Raw genomic sequence first — 15,152 nt, 5'->3', positions numbered from 1 at the left:
CCTTGTTTTCAAGGGAAATACTTGTACATACCTGTGGATATTGCCAAAAGCAACTAAATGCCGAGCAGTCGAGCGCCGTTGTCCCAGCAGACCGCGCGCAGCCACTCGTCCCCGAGCCCCAGGTTCTCCAGCGCGGAGAGCTGAACCGCGTACTCGTACGGAATGTTCGGGAAGTCCGTCCCCAGCACGATCCGGTCCTGCAACTCACCGAGCCGCGGCACCAGATCGCGCGGGAACGGCATCATGGCCTCCACGAAGGGCGTCAGCGCCATGGTCGTGTCCAGATGCACGTTCGGGTACGACGTGAGCGCCAAGTGCTCGGCATACTCCGGCATCCCGAGATGCGCAATGACCGCCGTCAGCCGAGGATGACGCCGCAGCACCTCACCCATCGGCCCGGGCCCGGTATGCCGCCCCGGGATCGGACCCGACCCGCAATGCACGACCACCGGTACGCCGGCCTCCGCCAACTGCCCCCACACGTCGTCGAGCTCACCCGACCGCGGATCGTAGTCCCCGACCTGGACGTGCACCTTGAAGATCCGCGTCCCCAGCTCCAGCGCCTGACGCACATAGCCAGCCGCGGAAGGCTCCGGAAAGAACGTGCCGCTGGAAACGCAGCCCGGAGTACGAGCAGCAAAGTCGCGCGCCCACTCGTTGAGCGAAGCAGCCATTCCGGGCTTGTGCGGATACACCAGCGCCGGGAAAGCACGAACGCCCAGCGCATCAAGAGTCTTCAGCCGCTCCTCGGGCGACGTGCGGTAGGTGATCGGCCACTCCGTCCCGTAATGCTCCGAGGCCTGGTCGAAGTACGCCCAGACCGCGTTCAGCACCCGGTCCGGCAGGAAATGGACATGCACGTCCACCAGCCCGTCGAGCCCTAGTCGTTGCCACCATGCCGGCACTTCGGAGTCACGCACGCCCCCTAGCCTGCCTGATCGGCCAGCCAGAGGTCGGTCAGGCCCTTGAAGTGCGCGAGGAACCGGTCCTGCTCGTGCGCGGGGTAGGTCGCCGCGACGGTGTCCCGCAGCAGCCGGTCGAAGTCAGGCCCCGACACCCAGTCCCGGACCCGCAGGTCGAAGTCGCCCAGGTGCGCGGCACACCACTCGTGGTACTTCGCGGTTTCGAAGTGCTCGTCCGCGAGCCCGAGGTACGCCTCGAGCTTGGCGTCGTAGTCGAGCGACTCGTCGTCCGCGATCTCGAAGTACCGCTCGGTGTGCAGGTCGACCGACGAGCGCCGGCCGGTCGCGAGGCAGAAGACCGACCACTTCACCAGTGCGCTGAGTGCCCACGGGAAGTAGTAGTGCAGCGAGGTGACCGCGACGTCCGGGCAGGCGTTGGCGTAGTCGATCGGGTGCACCGAATCGCCCTTGACCAGCATCTCGCAGGAGTTGAACTCCCAGCCGAAGAACGCGTTCACGATCCGGCTGATCGCGACCGCCTGGTGACCGGCCGACGGCGACAGGAAGTCGTGCGAGACGGCGTACCGGTTGTGCATCGGCTCGTCCGGGCGGAAGTCCATCACCATCGTCTCGGCGCCGATCGAGAGCGCGCGGGCGAACTTGTCGTAGTCGATGGTGGCCTGCAGGTGCATCAGCATCTCGCCGGACTCGTCGTACGCGCGGTGGAGGTCGGCCCGGTCCCGGATCCGCGACACCCCGCGCCAGCCGCCGCCGTCGAACGGCTTCATGTACAGCGGGTACCCGAGGTCGTCGGCGATCGCGTCCAGGTCGAACGGCTGGTTGTACTTCGCCGACGTGTACGCCCACCGCACGTTGTCGACCGGGTTCTTGTACGGCACCAGCACGGTCCGCGGGATCTTCAGCCCGAGCCGCAGCATCGCGCAGTACGCCGAATGCTTCTCCATCGACTGGAACGTGAACGGCGAGTTCAGCAGGTACGTCCCGTTCATCAGCGCGGCCTTCTTCAGCCACTCGCGCGGGTGGTAGTACCAGTACGCGAGCCGGTCGATCACCAGGCCGACCCGCACCGGGTCGTTCAGGTCGAACGGCTCGATGGTGAGCCGCCGGGAGCCGAACTCGTGCTCGCGCCCGTCGATGGTCACCGGACCGACGCGCTGCAGCAGCGCCTCGAAGGCTCGCGGCCAGTCCTCCTCGGCCCCGAGCAGCAACCCGATCAGATGCCGTGAGCGGTCAGACATAGGTGCTCCTAACAGAATCGGGGCAGGTGGTGGGCGAGTTGCTTCTGCCACCACGGCCAGTCATGAGCTACGTCGTACCCCCACACGTCCAGCTCATGCGGGATGCCTTTGGACTCCAGGACGGCGGCGGTCGCGCGGGCCGACGGCAACGAGCCGGTGGGATGCGTCTCCCAGTCGCCCTGCCCGACCGTGAGCAGCACGAACAGCCGGCTCCGCAGCCAGTCGAGGTGCTCGCCGGAGAGGTTCGGCAGGTAGTCGGCCGGGTTGTTGAAGTACGTCGCGTCGCCGCGCTCGCCCCACGCGTGCCAGCTCGCCGCGTCGTAGTTGCCCGACTGGCAGATCGCGATCGGGAACAGGTCGGCGCGCTTGAACGCGAAGTTCAGCGCGTGGAAGGCGCCCAGGCTGCAGCCGGTCGTGATGATGTCGGCGACGCCGGGGGAGTCCGCGCCGATCGTCGGTACCACCTGGTTGACGATCCAGGACTCGTACAGCTCGTGCCGCCGCGCGCGGACCTCGAGCTGGATGCTGCGGTCCGACCAGCTGACGTGGTCGTAGGAGTCGACGCAGTACAGCTTCACCCGGCCGGCCTCGATCAGGTCCGCGACGGCGTCGACCATGCCGTTGTTCTCGTAGTCCCAGGCGCGGCCCTGCTCGCTCGGGAAGACCAGCACGGGGCGGCCGAAGTGGCCGTACCGGATCACGGTGCCGGGTCGGTCAAGCCCCGGCGCCTCCAACTCGACCTGTTCCCGTTCCATCAGCCCCACCCCAGGTCCGCCGCAGTAGCTCCGTCAGATCAGGATCCAGCACATCGCGCCAGGCTGTGAAGTTGTGCATGTCGGGAGTTTCGTCGAACCGTACGGCGAACCCCAGCTCGGCCAGCCGCGCCGCCAGCACCCGGTTGTTGTGCACGTTCTCCTCGGTCGTCCCGGCGGTCAGCCCGACCGGCGGCGTACTCGGCGCCACGGTTGCCGCCAGCACCTGCTCCACGAATCCGGAGACCTCGGCGAAGTACTCGAACTTCGACTCCTGCGGATCGGTCGCGAGCGTGAAGAACGACCCCGACTGCAGGAACAGACCGGAAAACGTGTTCGGAAAATGCCATTCCGCGTGCAGCGCCGCGAGCGCGCCGAGGCTCGCCCCCATCATCACGGGCCGCCGGCTCCGGTACCGCGCCTGCACCGCCGGCACCACGTGTTGCGTCAGCGCGGCGGCGTACTGCGGATTCGCGGCGTACCAGAGATTTCGCGAGGTCGGCCGGATCAGCGCCAGCCGGAACGGTGGCAGCGAGCCGTCGGCGATCATCGCCCCCGCGTAGTGCGTGAGCCCGGCGTACGCCGCGAACTCGGGACCGTCGTGCGCCAGCAGCAACGGCAGCTCGAAGCCCGGCGCGATCCCCTCCGGCGCCCATACCTGCACGTCGACCGCCCCGACCAGCGAGTCCACGGTCAGCGGCGTCAGCGTGGACGCGACCGGCGGTACGTCGATCCACGCGGGCTCGACGTACCCGGGCAGCGGCAGCCACGAGTGCTCGCCGAACGCCCCGCCGACGACGCGCGGGTTGGTCGGGTCGGTCCGCATCCCGAGGTCGGCGATGTCGAACAGGTATTCCATCCGGTGCACCGCCGGCCGCGGCAACCGCAGCTCCCATCCGAAGTCGACCGGTTTGAACTCCAGCACGTCGGCCGGCAACCCGAGCTCCTGCCACAGCCGGACACCGGTGAAGGCATGCGCGGCGTCACCGAGGCGGAAGACCACCTCGGCTCCTTCGACGGCGCTCACGACTGCGGGCATCCGACCACGGTACCGACGGAAACACTGACATCCGGTGTCAGGGTTCGCTGGCTATCGTGAGAGCGTGGTCGATCTCACCGATATCCGCGCCATCACCGCGGACCTGCCGCGCAGCTACGAAGTTCTGGTCCGGGACCAGATCAAGTTCCGGGTCGGCCAGATCGTCTATCTCGCGGTCGCTCCGGACGAGCAGACCATCGGCATCGGGTTCCCTCGCGAGGAGCGTGCCGCCGCGCTGGCCTCCGAGCCGGACAAGTTCTTCCCGCCGCGGCCGTCCGACGAGCGGTTCCGCTGGATCCAGGTCCGGCTGGCCGCCCTCGACCACGCCGAGCTGCGCGAGCTGATCCTGGACGCCTGGTCGATGTGCGTCCCGAAGAAGGTCCGAGCCGACTACTTCGGGGAGCACTGACCGCACCGCGCGTCACAGGCTGCCGCGATTCCGGCACCAGGGGATCAGCTGCAGCCGATCTTCGCCTGCGTGCAAGCACCCGTGACGGTCAGGACACGACGACCGGTGTGTCCGTACTGCCGATCAGGCCGAGCAGGTTCACGGCCTCGGCCTCGACGGCTGCTTGCTCGGCGGCGGTGATCGGCTCGTGCGGGGTGACCTGCAGGCTCTTGCCCCGGTGGTGGCGCCAGTCGGCCCGGTAGTCGCCGTCGATCAGGACGGTTCCGATCGCGGCGCCGTTGCCGGGCGGCAGCGGTACGGGGCGCCCCACCGGGTTCACGCGGCGCCGGTCGGCGTGACCCAGCAGCAGGTTGTCGTACTCCGGGAGGAACCGGACCGGCGCCGGCGTCTCCGCATCCGTCAGCACCCCATCCGGTACGTCGTACAGCTCCCGCCCGTCCTCGTCGGCGTACCGACGCACGTCGAGTCGCTCCACGACCTCACGGAGTCTCGTCAGACCCGACCACATCTGGACGTCGGCCACACTCGCCGGTCCGAACGCCGCCAGGTACCGCAGGACGAGGTCGTCGATCGAGGGTGCCGGCGCCGGCGGCCGCCCAAGCCAGCTCTCGATGGTCTGCAGCGCGGCCTGGCCGGTCTCGCCCCACACGCCGCGCGGAGTGACCTGGACCGTGCCGAGCAGGTAGCTCACGGCGTACGCCATCGCGTTCGCGTCCCAGTCCGGCCAGCGCTCACCCAGCACGTCCCGGAGCTGGGTGCGGCTGTACGGCGCCTGGCTCAGCAACTCGGAGCCGTAGGCAACGACCGCGTCGATGTCCGCACCGGCCAGCTGCTTGCCGAACGCGCCGCGGAACCCGCGATCGGCGACCGGACGGACGAGCGGCCAGATCCGCAGGCAGTCGTCGGCGGTGACCAAGTGGATGGTGGCCCGCAGCAACGTCGCGCGCACGGCCTGTCGCGAGGTCATCAGCTCGGACAGCTCGGCCGGGTCGAAATCCCGCAGCCGGGACCACAACGCGACGTACGCGGCCAGCGGCGCCTGTGCCTGCAGACCCACCAGCCGCTCGATCAGCTCGGCCGCCGTTCCGGGCTCCCGGTGCAGCAACTGCTGCCGCTCGAGGAACGTACGATTCAGTACACGGCGGCTGAGCACAGGCTTGGTCATCGCGACAGCCTACGAAAGCCGCGCCCGGTCATCCTGAGGTAGTAGACCGGAACCATCCTGACGGCCGATGGGTGCGGCGGTTCCGCGAGCGACCCTGGAAACATGACTGGGGACTTTCTACCCCGGCGCCAGAAGGCGTCGGTGCTGAGCCAAGCCGTGACCGTTGTGATCCTGCTCGCCGTGGTGGCCGTCGGGGGCTGGCTGTTGGCCTAGTCCCAGCGCACGTCGGCTTCGCCCGGCCGGACCACCCCGGCCTCGTACGCCACGACGACCGCCTGCACCCGGCTGGACAGCCCGAGCTTCGACAGCACCGAGCTGACGTGGGTCTTGATCGTGGTCTCGCTGACGAACAGCTTGGCCGCGAGGTCACGGTTCGACAGCCCGCGTGCCATCCAGACCAGGATCTCGCGCTCCCGCTCGCTGAGCTGACCGAGCAGACCGATCCAGCGCGCATCCGGCTGCGCCGGCGCCGCGGGCGCCGTACCGCCGTCGACCTGCCGCTCGAGCTCCATGCAGCGCTCCAGCAGCACGCGCGTCGAGGCCGGGTCGACCAGCGAGTCGCCGCGGTGCACCGCACGCACGGCCGACACCAGCAGATCCGGATCGGTGTCCTTCAGCAGGAACCCCGACGCCCCGGCCCGCACCGCCGCCAGCACATACGCCTCGTCGTCGAACGTCGTCAGCACCAGTACGGCGGGACGCGCGCGCCCGGCCGCCCGGTTCGCGGAGGTGATCTGCTCGGTGGCGACCAGTCCGTCCATCACCGGCATCCGGATGTCCATCAGCACCACGTCCGGGTCGTACTGCTCGATCAGCCGGAGCGCCTCCGCACCGTTCTCGGCCTGGGCGACCGTGGTCAGATCCGGCTCGTGGTCGAGGATCATCGACAGCCCCATCCGGATCACGCCCTGGTCGTCGGCGACGAGGATCCGGATCGGCTCGCTCTCGCCCGGGCCGCCCGGACCGTTGGGGCCGTTGGGGCTCAGTTCTGCGGGGGCAACCATGCCTGCACTCTCCATCCACCCAGGGGCCCGGCCGCGACGGCGAGCGTGCCGCCGACCGCGGTGGCCCGTTCCCGCATCCCGATCAACCCGTTGCCGCGGCCGCTCTCGTTCCGCCGTGCGGTCTCCAGCACGTTCACCGGCGGCGGGCCGCCGTTCCCGTTGTCGTCGATGGTCAGCAGCTCGCCTTGGGGACCACTCTGCCAGGTCACCCGCGCCGCGGTCGCCTTCGCGTGCACCATCACGTTGGTGAGCGCCTCCTGGATGATCCGCACCGCGGTCAGGTCGGTCGCCGACGTGAGCTGCCGCTGCCGGGGCGGGAGCTCCATCGTCACGTCGATCCCGACCGCCTGCAGCCGCTCACCCATCCGCGCCACATCCGCCAGGTCGGGCACCGGCGCGGTCCCGCCGCCGGAGCCGGTGTCGCCGGCGACCTGCGGCGAGGCGGTGTTCAGCACCCGGACGGTCTCCCGCATCGCGGTCAGCGCCTCCTTGCCGCTGGCAATGATCCAGCGGATCGCCTCCCGGAGTACTTCGGGCCGCTGGTCGGCCACCCGGTCCGCGGCCTGCGCCCGGATCACCACCGCGCTCACATGGTGCGAGATGACGTCGTGCAGGTCGCGGGCGATCCGGGTCCGTTCCGCCACCGCCGCCCGCTCGGCCTCGACGGCTCGCAGCCGGATCAGCTCGGCATTGCGCTGCTCGAGCAGCGCGACCGACTTCCGGCGCCGCCGTGCGTCCGCGCCGAGCAGCACCATGCCGCAGATCAGCGCCTCGGCGAACACGAACAGGGAGACGTCGATGTAGGAGTACAGGCTCGGCAGGCTCCGTGGGAGGCTCTGGTACCGGTCGCCGCGCAGGATGTCGCGGTTCACGTGGCCGAGCACGATCGCGACGACCGTCGGCAGACCGATCATCAGGCCGGCCAGGCTGCCCATGGTGAAGAACAGACACGTGAAGCGCCGGACCCCGGCGGCCGCGGCCAAATACCCGACCACGAGCAGCGGGACGAGATGGATCTCGGACTGCAGCGCCGCGTCACTGATCTCGGGCTGACCGAAGATCGTCAGCCCCAGTTGCGCGGCGAGCCCGGTACCGACAGCGGCGTACAGGAAGGGGTAGAGGATCGAGACGACGAGCAGCATGGTGCGCGGCGTACGGCGGGCGAAGGCGACCGTGGCGATCAGGAAGACACCGGTCACGACCGAGACCGCGGGGTTGCGCGGGCGCAGACCGGTCCCGCTGATCAGGTTCAGCGCCCCGAACCAGACCACGCCGATCACCGCAGCGAGCAGCAGATCCCGCTGCCCCTGCGACAATCTCCGCCAGAGCCCATTCACGTCGCCCAGGGTAGTCAGACCGTGTTTGCCGAAGCTTCATCTGACCGGAGGGGCGGTCTCTCCAACTTTTGGAGGAGGCTCGGCGTCCGAACTGATACTCAGGGGCTACAGATGGGACGCGAGGACGGTCCCTGGGACCGATGCGCCCGCTGTCCCGATCAGAAAGGCTGTACCCCATGAGTCACGACCGCCGCCCGCCACGCCCACACGGCGGGGTACGGACAAAGTTGCTGTCCGTGATCGGGGTGGTCGTGGCCGGGTCGGTCGTCGGTGCGCTGCTGCTGTGGCACGCGCAGATCGGTGACGTGCTCGGCCTGGCCGCGGACAAGGAACCGGTCGTGTCGACCGTGAGCGCGCCGGCGGTGGGGGCACCGCCGGCGACCACGCTCGTCACCAGCACGCCCGAGCCGACGAGCCGGCCGACGCAGGCACCCTCGAAGATCCCGTCCAGGACGCCGGTGACTCCGAGGACCACGCCGTCCGAGAAGGCGACGAAGAAGCCGTCGACCGGGGTTCGCGAGGAGAGCATCGAGGGCCTGACCCCGAAGCTGCGGACCCGCTTGAAGAAGGCGATCGCGGCCGCGAAGGCGGACGGCGTGACGATCCGGATCACCTCCGCGCGGCGCAGCGCGACCAAGCAGCAGCGGCTGCTCGACGAGGCGATCGAGAAGTACGGGACCTACAAGGCGGCGACCCGGTGGGTGCTGCCGCCGAAGTACTCCGCCCACGTGCAGGGCAAGGCCGTGGACATCGGTCCGACGGCCGCCATGACCTGGCTGAACACGAACGGCTGGCGGTACGGCGTGTGCCGCCGGTACGACAACGAACCCTGGCACTTCGAGGCGCTCACGACGCCCGGCAGGAAGTGCCCACCGCGCGAACCGCACGCGGTGGCCAAGGCAGATTGATCACTAGGGGGATTTCTCATGACTATGACCTACGCACAGCCCCTCGCCCGGCGGCGCTACACCCGCGCCCGGCTCGCCGTCCCCGCCCTGTGGCGGCAGGTGATCCGCACCGGTGACAAGTCCGAGCACGCGATGCCGCCGGAGCCGGACCGGTCCGCGTTCACCCAGCTGGAGATCTACGACGGCGTCCTGTCCGCGTTCGAGCGCCGCGACGAGGTCGCTGAGGTACTGCGTTCCGCGCCGGACCGCGCACTCGCCGTACGCCGGCTACGAGACCGGTTCGCGCTCAGTCACCTGCAGGCCACGGCGCTGCTCGACCTGCCGCTGACCACCGAGTGCCGGGACCGGATCGCCCAGCGGGCCGAGGAGCTGCGCAGCGCCCTCGCGCGCTGACCCCGAGGCCCTGGAGGTCCACCGCGCGAGCCGTGTCTCGGTGGCCGCGGCTCGCGCGGACCTGCGGCGTTTGCCTGCTGTGGGGAGGATGGAAGGGTGATCACGATCGAGCAGGCCGGACGACTGCGCAAGGCCGGGGTGTTGTGGAGCCCCGGCGCCGGTGATCGTTTCGTCGTACCGGACCGGGACATGGACGAGGACGTGTTCGTGGTGAGCGACATGACCGTCGAGGTGCACGATTACCAGGGCAGCAAGGTGATCGGCTTCAACGGCACCACGGAATGGGCGCTGGACAGCATCGAGCAGCGCGAAGTCATCTGGTTACCCCGCGAGGAGCAGCTCCGCGCGCTCCTCGGCCCGCACTTCCGCTCCCTCGAGTCGACCCCCGATGGCTGGCGCGTCACGCTGACCGACAGCACCCACACCTCCACCGACGCCGAGCAGGCGTACGCCGACGCTCTGATGCACCTTCTGGGTGCCTAAGACGCGCGCCAGTACTGCACCTTGTCGCGGTCCTTGACCGTGTAGCCGAGGTTGGTCAGCTCGGTGCGGAGCTCGCGCAGGTCGGCCTTGCCTTTGTCGCCGTCGCCGAACGCCTTCGAACGGACCTTGAGGACGGCGTTCACCGCGGGCGGCAGCTCCGGGTCGTCCTCGATCCAGCGGCGGAACGCCGACTCGTGCGGGTCGCCCGCGTCCGACCACGGGTAACCGTGCGCCCGGAAGGCGGCCGGGATCCGCTGGGCCTCGGCCTTCAGCTGGTCGTGCTTCTCACGCGCCAGCTCCCGGGACGTGGCGTCTTGGAGGACGATCTCCTTCCCGTCCAGGAACGCGACGGCGACCTTCTCCCGGGGCACCGTCACCGCCTTCTGGTTCTTCAGGAACTCCACCGACCGGTCGGTGATCGTCACCTTGAGCGTGTCGTCGAGCGCCATCCCGGCGAGGACCACGCCGGCGACCAGACCGACGAGGACGCAGATCACCACGACCCACCAGCTGTCCCACGCGGCGATCAGCTTGAGCGGCCCCTGGAACGGCACCCAGCTCCGGTCGGCGGCCCAGTCCGCGATCCGCGGCAGGAAGAAGCCGAGCACCAGCCCGACCAGCGGCAGTCCGCCGAACAGCACCACTTTGTCAGTGGTCGAATGCCCGATGACGGTGCGCTCCGGTGTTCCAGTCGTCGACCCCATGTCCCGAACGTAGCGTCACGACGTGAAACTAAAGTATCGATCGACGGCAACCGAAGGAGCCATGTGACGGACGGGATCTGGCTGCGTTTCCTCAGCGGCCCGGACATCGACGCGCTGGGGCTGACCCGGCTGGAGATCGTGGACGCCGTCGAGGAAGCGGTCCGTGAACACGGCGAGGGCCGGACCGCCTTCGAGCCGCGCGTCCACCTCACCCCGGACAACGGCGGGATCGGGCATTTCAACGTGCTCCGCGGTCACCTCGACGGCCTCGGCGAGCACGGGATCAGCGGCGTGAAGGTGGTCGGCGACTTCGTCCCGAACTACCAGCAGGGCCTGCCGAGCGAGCTCGCGATGGCGACGCTGTTCGACCCGACCACCGGCGTACCGCTGGCGGTGCTCGACGCGACGATGATCACCGCCGCCCGGACCGGCGCGATGACCACGGTCGGCGCCCGGCACCTGGCCCGCCGGGACAGCAAGATCCTCGCGCACGCGGGAGCCCGGGGTACTGCGTGGTGGAACGTCACGATGCTCGACGACCTGCTCGACCTCGACGAGATCCGGGTGACGTCACGGCGACCGGAGTCCCGGGAGAAGTTCGCCGCGGACCTCGCCGCCGAACTGTCCACGCCGATCCGGGTGTGCGCGACCGCGGCGGAGGCTTTCGACGGCGCCGACGTCCTCGTCGAGGCGACCCGGCTGACCGAGCCAGAGCCACTGTTGCGTACGGCGGCGGTCCGGCCCGGAGCGTTCGTCGTACCGTACGGCACGGTGTCCGCGGTCGAGCTGGACCTGCTCGACGTGATGGACAAGGTCGTCGTCGACGACTGGCGGGAGGCGCAGTCCGGCCGCTTCGGTGCGCTGCGACGGCACGTGGACACCGGCCGGTTGTCCCCGGAGACGCTGTACGGCGAGATCGGCGCGATCGTCGCGGGCCACAAACCCGGTCGCGAGAACGATGCCGAGCGCAACCTCTTCTGGCACCGCGGGCTGTCGCTCCTGGACGTCGCGATCGCGCACCTGATCCTGCGTCGCGCCGAGGCCGCCGACGCCGGCACCATGCTCCGGTTCCACTGATGATCGAGGATCCCGCCGACCTGGACCCGGCGAGTCCCGCTCGGATCGAGCTGGCCCCCGCGCTCCTCGACCGCCTGGCCGCGACCCGTACCGCCGCCCTCCGCACTCTCGCGTCGGGCCGTCCCGTGTACGGCGTGAACACCGGCATGGGCAACCTCAGCAAGGTCCGCCTGACCGAGGACGAGCAGCGCGTGCACCAGCGCAACCTGCTCCTCGGCCGGGCGGTCGGCGGCCCGCCGTGGCTGCCGCCCGAGGAAGCCCGCGCGGTCCTGATCGGCCGGTTGCGAACGTTCCTCACCGGTGACGCCGCGGTGTCGGTCGAGTTGGTCCAGGCGTTGGTTGCCCTGATCAACAGTGGCGAGGTCCCGGACATCCCCGCCGAAGGTGCCGGATCGGCCGGCGAGATCATCCCGCTGGCGCATGCGTTCGCCTCTCTCGATCCCGGCCCCAAGGAAGGCATCGCGCTGCTGGCCGGCATCCCTGGCGCAACCGGCCGGGCCGCTCTCCATGCGGCGAACGCTCACCGCTTGGTCGAGCGACTCAGCGCCATTGCGGCCGGTGCGATCGCGGTGGTCGGCGCGAACCGGGATCCGTACCGTCCGGCGGTGGGCCGCGGAGACGCCGTATTGGCGTCCGAACTGGCGCGACTGCGGGAGTTGGCGGGCCCCGAGGAGGAGCCCCGGAGCCTGCAGGCCCCGGTGTCGTTCCGCGTGGCGGGCCACGTGATCGCCCACGTACGACGGACTGTGCGGCAGCTCGACGACGCGGTCGAGCGGGCGTTCGACGGTGTGACCGACTCACCGGCGTACCTGGACGGTGAATTCGTCGGAACGGCAGGCTTTCACGGGATCGACCTGGCCGCGCACTGCGATCACCTGACGGCGGCGCTCGCCCACGCCGCCGAGGTCTCGGTGGCGCGACTGCACAGACTGCTGGATCCCGCCGTGACCGGACTGACCGCGCAGCTCGCGCGCGAGCCCGGGCCGCAGGCCGGCCTCGTCGCCGTGCACAAACGAGCGGTCGCGACGGCCCACCAGCTCCGCCGCCTGACGCTGCCCACGGCAATCAGTACGACGGAGACGTCGAACGGTCAGGAGGACGTCCAGACGTTCTCCTGGGAAGCCGTCGGGAACCTCGGCGACGCGATCCGCCTCACCCGCGGCACAGCCGCCTGCGAGTTGCTCGCCGTACGTCAGGCCTTCGCCCTGTCCGGGCGTCCGGTGCCGCCGGGACTCCAGGAACTGCTGCGGGCGGTCGACGACGTCGTACCTCCGATCGCCGGCGACCGCCCGTTCGGCGAGGACCTGACCAGGCTCCTCGCCGACGTTCTCCGGCCCTGACCCGCCGTACCAGCAACTGCTCCACGCCGCGAGTAGCCTGCTTCTGGTCTGTGTCGTTGGCCTGGGTGAGTCCCGGTCGAGTGGAGGAGTTCCCTTGAAGCGGTTCGTGGCCCCGCCGAACTGGCCGACCCCACCCCGTCGCAGCTGGGTGCCACCGAAGACCTGGCGCCCCGATCCGTCCTGGCCGCCGGCGCCGGAGGGCTGGGCGTTCTGGGTCGACGGCAAGGGCAAGCCGGTCCGCGGCCCACTCGGTCAGTACGCCGCCCCGTCCCGCCGGGTCGTGTACGCCGGTGCCGCGGCGGCCGTCCTGGTCCTCGGAGTCGTGGTGTCGTCGATCAGCCTGTTCGGGGGCTCGGACGAGACGGCGGCCGTGAAGTTCCTCCAGGACGACGCGACGAGTCCCGCCGTACCGTCACCGACTTCTACCTCCCCGACGGTCACGCCGCCGCGGGTGCCGAAGACCGTTACACCGACCCAGGTGCCGAAGACGGTCGCGCCGACTCAGGTGCCGACCCAGCGGCCGACTCGGAAGCCGACCGTCACGCGGACTACCGAGCGGACTACCGGGCGGACCGAGCCGACGCCGGATCCCAAGCCGACGCGGACGACGACGAGCACGAAGCCGCCTAAGCCGCCGAGGCCGACCGCTCGGCCGTCGACGCGTGAGGAACTCCGGCAGTACTGCATCGATCGCGGGATCGACCCCGACTGGTGCGACCCGAACAACTGGCAGTCGCCGCAGCATCCGTGACGTCCGGTTGACAGCCGGCCGGTCCGGTCTGCATTCTTAACCACATGGTTCTGAAACCATCTGGTTATGAAGACATGTTGACCGGCGTGTTCGCGGCCCTCGCGGACCCGACTCGGCGGGCGATCCTGACCCAGCTCCAGCACGGCGACGCGACGGTCGCCGAGCTCGCGGCGCCGTTCAGCATGTCCCAACCGGCGGTCTCGAAGCACCTGAAGGTGCTCGAGGCGGCCGGCCTGATCAGCCGGTCCCAGCGGGCCACGGCCCGGCTCAGCCACCTCGAGGCCGAGCCGCTCCGCGCAGCGGTCGGCTGGCTGATGGACTACCGCGGCTATTGGGCGGAGAGCTTCGATCGGCTCGACGATCTGCTCGACGACCTGAAGGAGCAATCGTGAAGGTCATCGCGGAGCCCGGCGTTCCGCAGGTCGTCGTCGTCCGGACGTTCAACGCCCCGCGGGAGCTGCTGTTCCGCGCCTACACCGAGCCCGACCTGGTGAAGCGCTGGCTGGGTCCGGCCGGGCTCGAGCTGGTCGTGAACCAGCTCGACCCGCAGCACGGCGGCCGCTGGCGGTGGACGCACTACGACGGCGACGGCAAGGGCTATGTGTTCCATGGGCTGTACCACGGGGAGCCGACGCCGGAGCGGATCGTGCAGACGTACGAGTTCGACCAGGCGCCGGGGACCGTCTACCTGAATCTGATCACCTTCGACGAGGCCGACGGGGTCACCACGCTGACCCAGAACACCGTGTTCTTCGCCGTCGAGGACCGCGACCTGTACGTCGCCGGCGGGATGGAGCGCGGGATCCGCGCGTCGATGCAACAGCTCGACGACCTCGTCACCGAACTGGCCGAGGAGGCCACCTGATGATGCTCAACGACAAGCAGGCGATCGTGTACGGCGCGGCCGGGCCGATCGGCGGTGCGGTCGCGAAGGCCTTCGCCGCCGAAGGCGCGACGGTGCACCTGGCCGGCCGCACGGCCGACACCCTCGAACGGGTCGCGGGCGAGATCCGCGCGGCCGGCGGCAAGGCCGAGACCGCGGTCGTCGACGCGCTCGACGAACGCTCGGTCGACCAGCACGCCGAGACCGTCGGCCGGATCGACATCTCGTTCAACCTGATCGGCCACCAGCAGTACTTCGGGACGCCGCTGATCGACATGTCCCTCGCGGACATCGAGGAACCGGTGCGGAACATGCTGCGCACCTACTACCTCACCTCCCGCGCCGCCGCCCGGCGGATGGTCGAGCAGCGCTCCGGCGTCATCCTCACCTTCGGCGGGTACGGCGACCCGGCGGCGAACCTCGGCAGCTTCCAGGCCGGGTTCGGCGCGGTGGAGGCCTTGCGGCGCAGCTTCGCCCGCGAGCTCGGGCCGCACGGCATCCGCGTGATCACCTTGCAGACGAACGGGATCCCGGAGTCGAACCCGGACACCTACCCCGAGGACTTCCGGCGCGAGGTCGCCGAGCACACCGCGGCGCAGACGATGCTGAACCGGGCCGCGACCCTGGCCGATGTTGGTGCCGTCGCCACCTTCGCGGCCTCGGACCTGGCCCGCTCCGTCACCGGCACCGCGATCAACCTCACCGCCGGCGCGGTCGTCAACTAGCCGAGACCGACTCAACTAGCC

Annotated in this window: 18 protein-coding genes; 10 read left to right on the top strand and 8 right to left on the bottom strand. The window is 69.8% G+C overall.

Going from position 1 to position 15,152, the window contains the following annotated elements:
* Positions 1-53: 53 nt before the first annotated feature.
* The 4 genes from ACFYRH_RS00935 to ACFYRH_RS00920 are packed head-to-tail and all read right to left on the bottom strand — an operon-like array spanning position 54 to position 3,952.
* Positions 54-920: an amidohydrolase family protein gene (locus ACFYRH_RS00935; RefSeq protein WP_387766009.1), complete on the bottom strand. Its 867-nt coding sequence runs from the start codon at positions 918-920 to the stop codon at positions 54-56.
* 5 nt (positions 921-925) lie between these two features.
* Positions 926-2,161, bottom strand: coding sequence for a hypothetical protein (locus tag ACFYRH_RS00930; RefSeq protein WP_387766006.1), 1,236 nt, complete (start codon positions 2,159-2,161; stop codon positions 926-928).
* Between the two features lie 8 nt (positions 2,162-2,169).
* Positions 2,170-2,916, bottom strand: coding sequence for an esterase family protein (locus ACFYRH_RS00925; RefSeq protein ID WP_387766003.1), 747 nt, complete (start codon positions 2,914-2,916; stop codon positions 2,170-2,172).
* Positions 2,876-3,952, bottom strand: a complete 1,077-nt coding sequence (locus ACFYRH_RS00920; protein ID WP_387766000.1) for an alpha/beta hydrolase — start codon at positions 3,950-3,952, stop codon at positions 2,876-2,878. The genes ACFYRH_RS00925 and ACFYRH_RS00920 overlap by 41 nt, the downstream gene beginning before the upstream one ends.
* A gap of 64 nt (positions 3,953-4,016) precedes the next feature.
* Between ACFYRH_RS00920 and ACFYRH_RS00915 the strand changes: the two genes are divergently transcribed.
* Entirely contained in the window at positions 4,017-4,361 is a 345-nt protein-coding gene (locus ACFYRH_RS00915) for an MmcQ/YjbR family DNA-binding protein (RefSeq protein ID WP_387765998.1), read from the top strand.
* Positions 4,362-4,449: 88 nt separating this feature from the next.
* Here ACFYRH_RS00915 and ACFYRH_RS00910 read toward each other — a convergent pair whose 3' ends face one another.
* The 3 genes from ACFYRH_RS00910 to ACFYRH_RS00900 all read right to left on the bottom strand — a co-directional run bounded on the left by ACFYRH_RS00910 (position 4,450) and on the right by ACFYRH_RS00900 (position 7,867).
* Positions 4,450-5,526 (bottom strand): winged helix DNA-binding domain-containing protein, encoded by a 1,077-nt coding sequence (locus tag ACFYRH_RS00910; protein ID WP_387765995.1) that lies wholly within the window; start codon positions 5,524-5,526, stop codon positions 4,450-4,452.
* Positions 5,527-5,735: 209 nt separating this feature from the next.
* Entirely contained in the window at positions 5,736-6,530 is a 795-nt protein-coding gene (locus ACFYRH_RS00905; RefSeq protein WP_387765992.1) for a response regulator, read from the bottom strand.
* Positions 6,509-7,867, bottom strand: a complete 1,359-nt coding sequence (locus ACFYRH_RS00900; protein ID WP_387765989.1) for a sensor histidine kinase — start codon at positions 7,865-7,867, stop codon at positions 6,509-6,511. Before ACFYRH_RS00900 ends, ACFYRH_RS00905 begins: the two co-directional genes overlap by 22 nt.
* A 176-nt stretch (positions 7,868-8,043) precedes the next feature.
* On the opposite strand from ACFYRH_RS00900, the gene ACFYRH_RS00895 reads away from it, so the two are divergent.
* The 3 genes from ACFYRH_RS00895 to ACFYRH_RS00885 all read left to right on the top strand — a co-directional run bounded on the left by ACFYRH_RS00895 (position 8,044) and on the right by ACFYRH_RS00885 (position 9,651).
* Positions 8,044-8,775 carry a D-alanyl-D-alanine carboxypeptidase family protein gene (locus tag ACFYRH_RS00895; protein ID WP_387765986.1) on the top strand — a complete coding sequence of 244 codons (732 nt, stop codon included), beginning with the start codon at positions 8,044-8,046 and terminating at the stop codon, positions 8,773-8,775.
* 18 nt (positions 8,776-8,793) lie between these two features.
* On the top strand, positions 8,794-9,168 hold the full coding sequence (locus ACFYRH_RS00890) for a hypothetical protein (protein WP_387765983.1): 375 nt from the start codon (positions 8,794-8,796) through the stop codon (positions 9,166-9,168).
* 96 nt (positions 9,169-9,264) lie between these two features.
* Positions 9,265-9,651: a pilus assembly protein CpaE gene (locus ACFYRH_RS00885; RefSeq protein ID WP_387765980.1), complete on the top strand. Its 387-nt coding sequence runs from the start codon at positions 9,265-9,267 to the stop codon at positions 9,649-9,651.
* Here ACFYRH_RS00885 and ACFYRH_RS00880 read toward each other — a convergent pair.
* On the bottom strand, positions 9,648-10,355 hold the full coding sequence (locus ACFYRH_RS00880) for a hypothetical protein (protein WP_387765977.1): 708 nt from the start codon (positions 10,353-10,355) through the stop codon (positions 9,648-9,650). The two genes, ACFYRH_RS00885 and ACFYRH_RS00880, sit on opposite strands and share 4 nt — an antisense overlap.
* Positions 10,356-10,418: 63 nt before the next feature.
* On the opposite strand from ACFYRH_RS00880, the gene ACFYRH_RS00875 reads away from it, so the two are divergent.
* The 6 genes from ACFYRH_RS00875 to ACFYRH_RS00850 all read left to right on the top strand — a co-directional run bounded on the left by ACFYRH_RS00875 (position 10,419) and on the right by ACFYRH_RS00850 (position 15,131).
* Complete coding sequence (locus ACFYRH_RS00875) at positions 10,419-11,432, top strand: ornithine cyclodeaminase family protein (protein WP_387765975.1); 1,014 nt, start codon at positions 10,419-10,421, stop codon at positions 11,430-11,432.
* Positions 11,432-12,772: an aromatic amino acid lyase gene (locus tag ACFYRH_RS00870; RefSeq protein WP_387765972.1), complete on the top strand. Its 1,341-nt coding sequence runs from the start codon at positions 11,432-11,434 to the stop codon at positions 12,770-12,772. Before ACFYRH_RS00875 ends, ACFYRH_RS00870 begins: the two co-directional genes overlap by 1 nt.
* Positions 12,773-12,866: 94 nt before the next feature.
* Positions 12,867-13,523: a hypothetical protein gene (locus tag ACFYRH_RS00865; RefSeq protein WP_387765969.1), complete on the top strand. Its 657-nt coding sequence runs from the start codon at positions 12,867-12,869 to the stop codon at positions 13,521-13,523.
* Between the two features lie 44 nt (positions 13,524-13,567).
* On the top strand, positions 13,568-13,915 hold the full coding sequence (locus ACFYRH_RS00860; protein ID WP_387765966.1) for an ArsR/SmtB family transcription factor: 348 nt from the start codon (positions 13,568-13,570) through the stop codon (positions 13,913-13,915).
* Positions 13,912-14,388, top strand: coding sequence for an SRPBCC family protein (locus tag ACFYRH_RS00855; RefSeq protein WP_387765963.1), 477 nt, complete (start codon positions 13,912-13,914; stop codon positions 14,386-14,388). The genes ACFYRH_RS00860 and ACFYRH_RS00855 overlap by 4 nt, the downstream gene beginning before the upstream one ends.
* Positions 14,388-15,131 carry an SDR family NAD(P)-dependent oxidoreductase gene (locus ACFYRH_RS00850; RefSeq protein ID WP_387765960.1) on the top strand — a complete coding sequence of 248 codons (744 nt, stop codon included), beginning with the start codon at positions 14,388-14,390 and terminating at the stop codon, positions 15,129-15,131. Before ACFYRH_RS00855 ends, ACFYRH_RS00850 begins: the two co-directional genes overlap by 1 nt.
* Positions 15,132-15,152: the final 21 nt, after the last annotated feature.

The organism is Kribbella sp. NPDC004875 (assembly GCF_042873375.1).
GTDB lineage: Bacteria > Actinomycetota > Actinomycetes > Propionibacteriales > Kribbellaceae > Kribbella.
The sequence above is the reverse complement of the archived record's forward strand: the minus strand, read 5'-3'. Positions and strand labels throughout refer to the sequence as shown.

What these genes read in the sequence shown, in the direction of transcription:
- ACFYRH_RS00920 (WP_387766000.1), bottom strand. Translation starts at nt 3,952, where the DNA reads ATGCCCGCAGTCGTGAGCGCCGTCGAAGGAGCCGAGGTGGTCTTCCGC.
- ACFYRH_RS00910 (WP_387765995.1), bottom strand. Translation starts at nt 5,526, where the DNA reads ATGACCAAGCCTGTGCTCAGCCGCCGTGTACTGAATCGTACGTTCCTC.
- ACFYRH_RS00860 (WP_387765966.1), top strand. Translation starts at nt 13,568, where the DNA reads ATGGTTCTGAAACCATCTGGTTATGAAGACATGTTGACCGGCGTGTTC.
- ACFYRH_RS00930 (WP_387766006.1), bottom strand. Translation starts at nt 2,161, where the DNA reads ATGTCTGACCGCTCACGGCATCTGATCGGGTTGCTGCTCGGGGCCGAG.
- ACFYRH_RS00870 (WP_387765972.1), top strand. Translation starts at nt 11,432, where the DNA reads ATGATCGAGGATCCCGCCGACCTGGACCCGGCGAGTCCCGCTCGGATC.
- ACFYRH_RS00850 (WP_387765960.1), top strand. Translation starts at nt 14,388, where the DNA reads ATGATGCTCAACGACAAGCAGGCGATCGTGTACGGCGCGGCCGGGCCG.
- ACFYRH_RS00880 (WP_387765977.1), bottom strand. Translation starts at nt 10,355, where the DNA reads ATGGGGTCGACGACTGGAACACCGGAGCGCACCGTCATCGGGCATTCG.
- ACFYRH_RS00895 (WP_387765986.1), top strand. Translation starts at nt 8,044, where the DNA reads ATGAGTCACGACCGCCGCCCGCCACGCCCACACGGCGGGGTACGGACA.
- ACFYRH_RS00905 (WP_387765992.1), bottom strand. Translation starts at nt 6,530, where the DNA reads ATGGTTGCCCCCGCAGAACTGAGCCCCAACGGCCCCAACGGTCCGGGC.
- ACFYRH_RS00890 (WP_387765983.1), top strand. Translation starts at nt 8,794, where the DNA reads ATGACTATGACCTACGCACAGCCCCTCGCCCGGCGGCGCTACACCCGC.
- ACFYRH_RS00925 (WP_387766003.1), bottom strand. Translation starts at nt 2,916, where the DNA reads ATGGAACGGGAACAGGTCGAGTTGGAGGCGCCGGGGCTTGACCGACCC.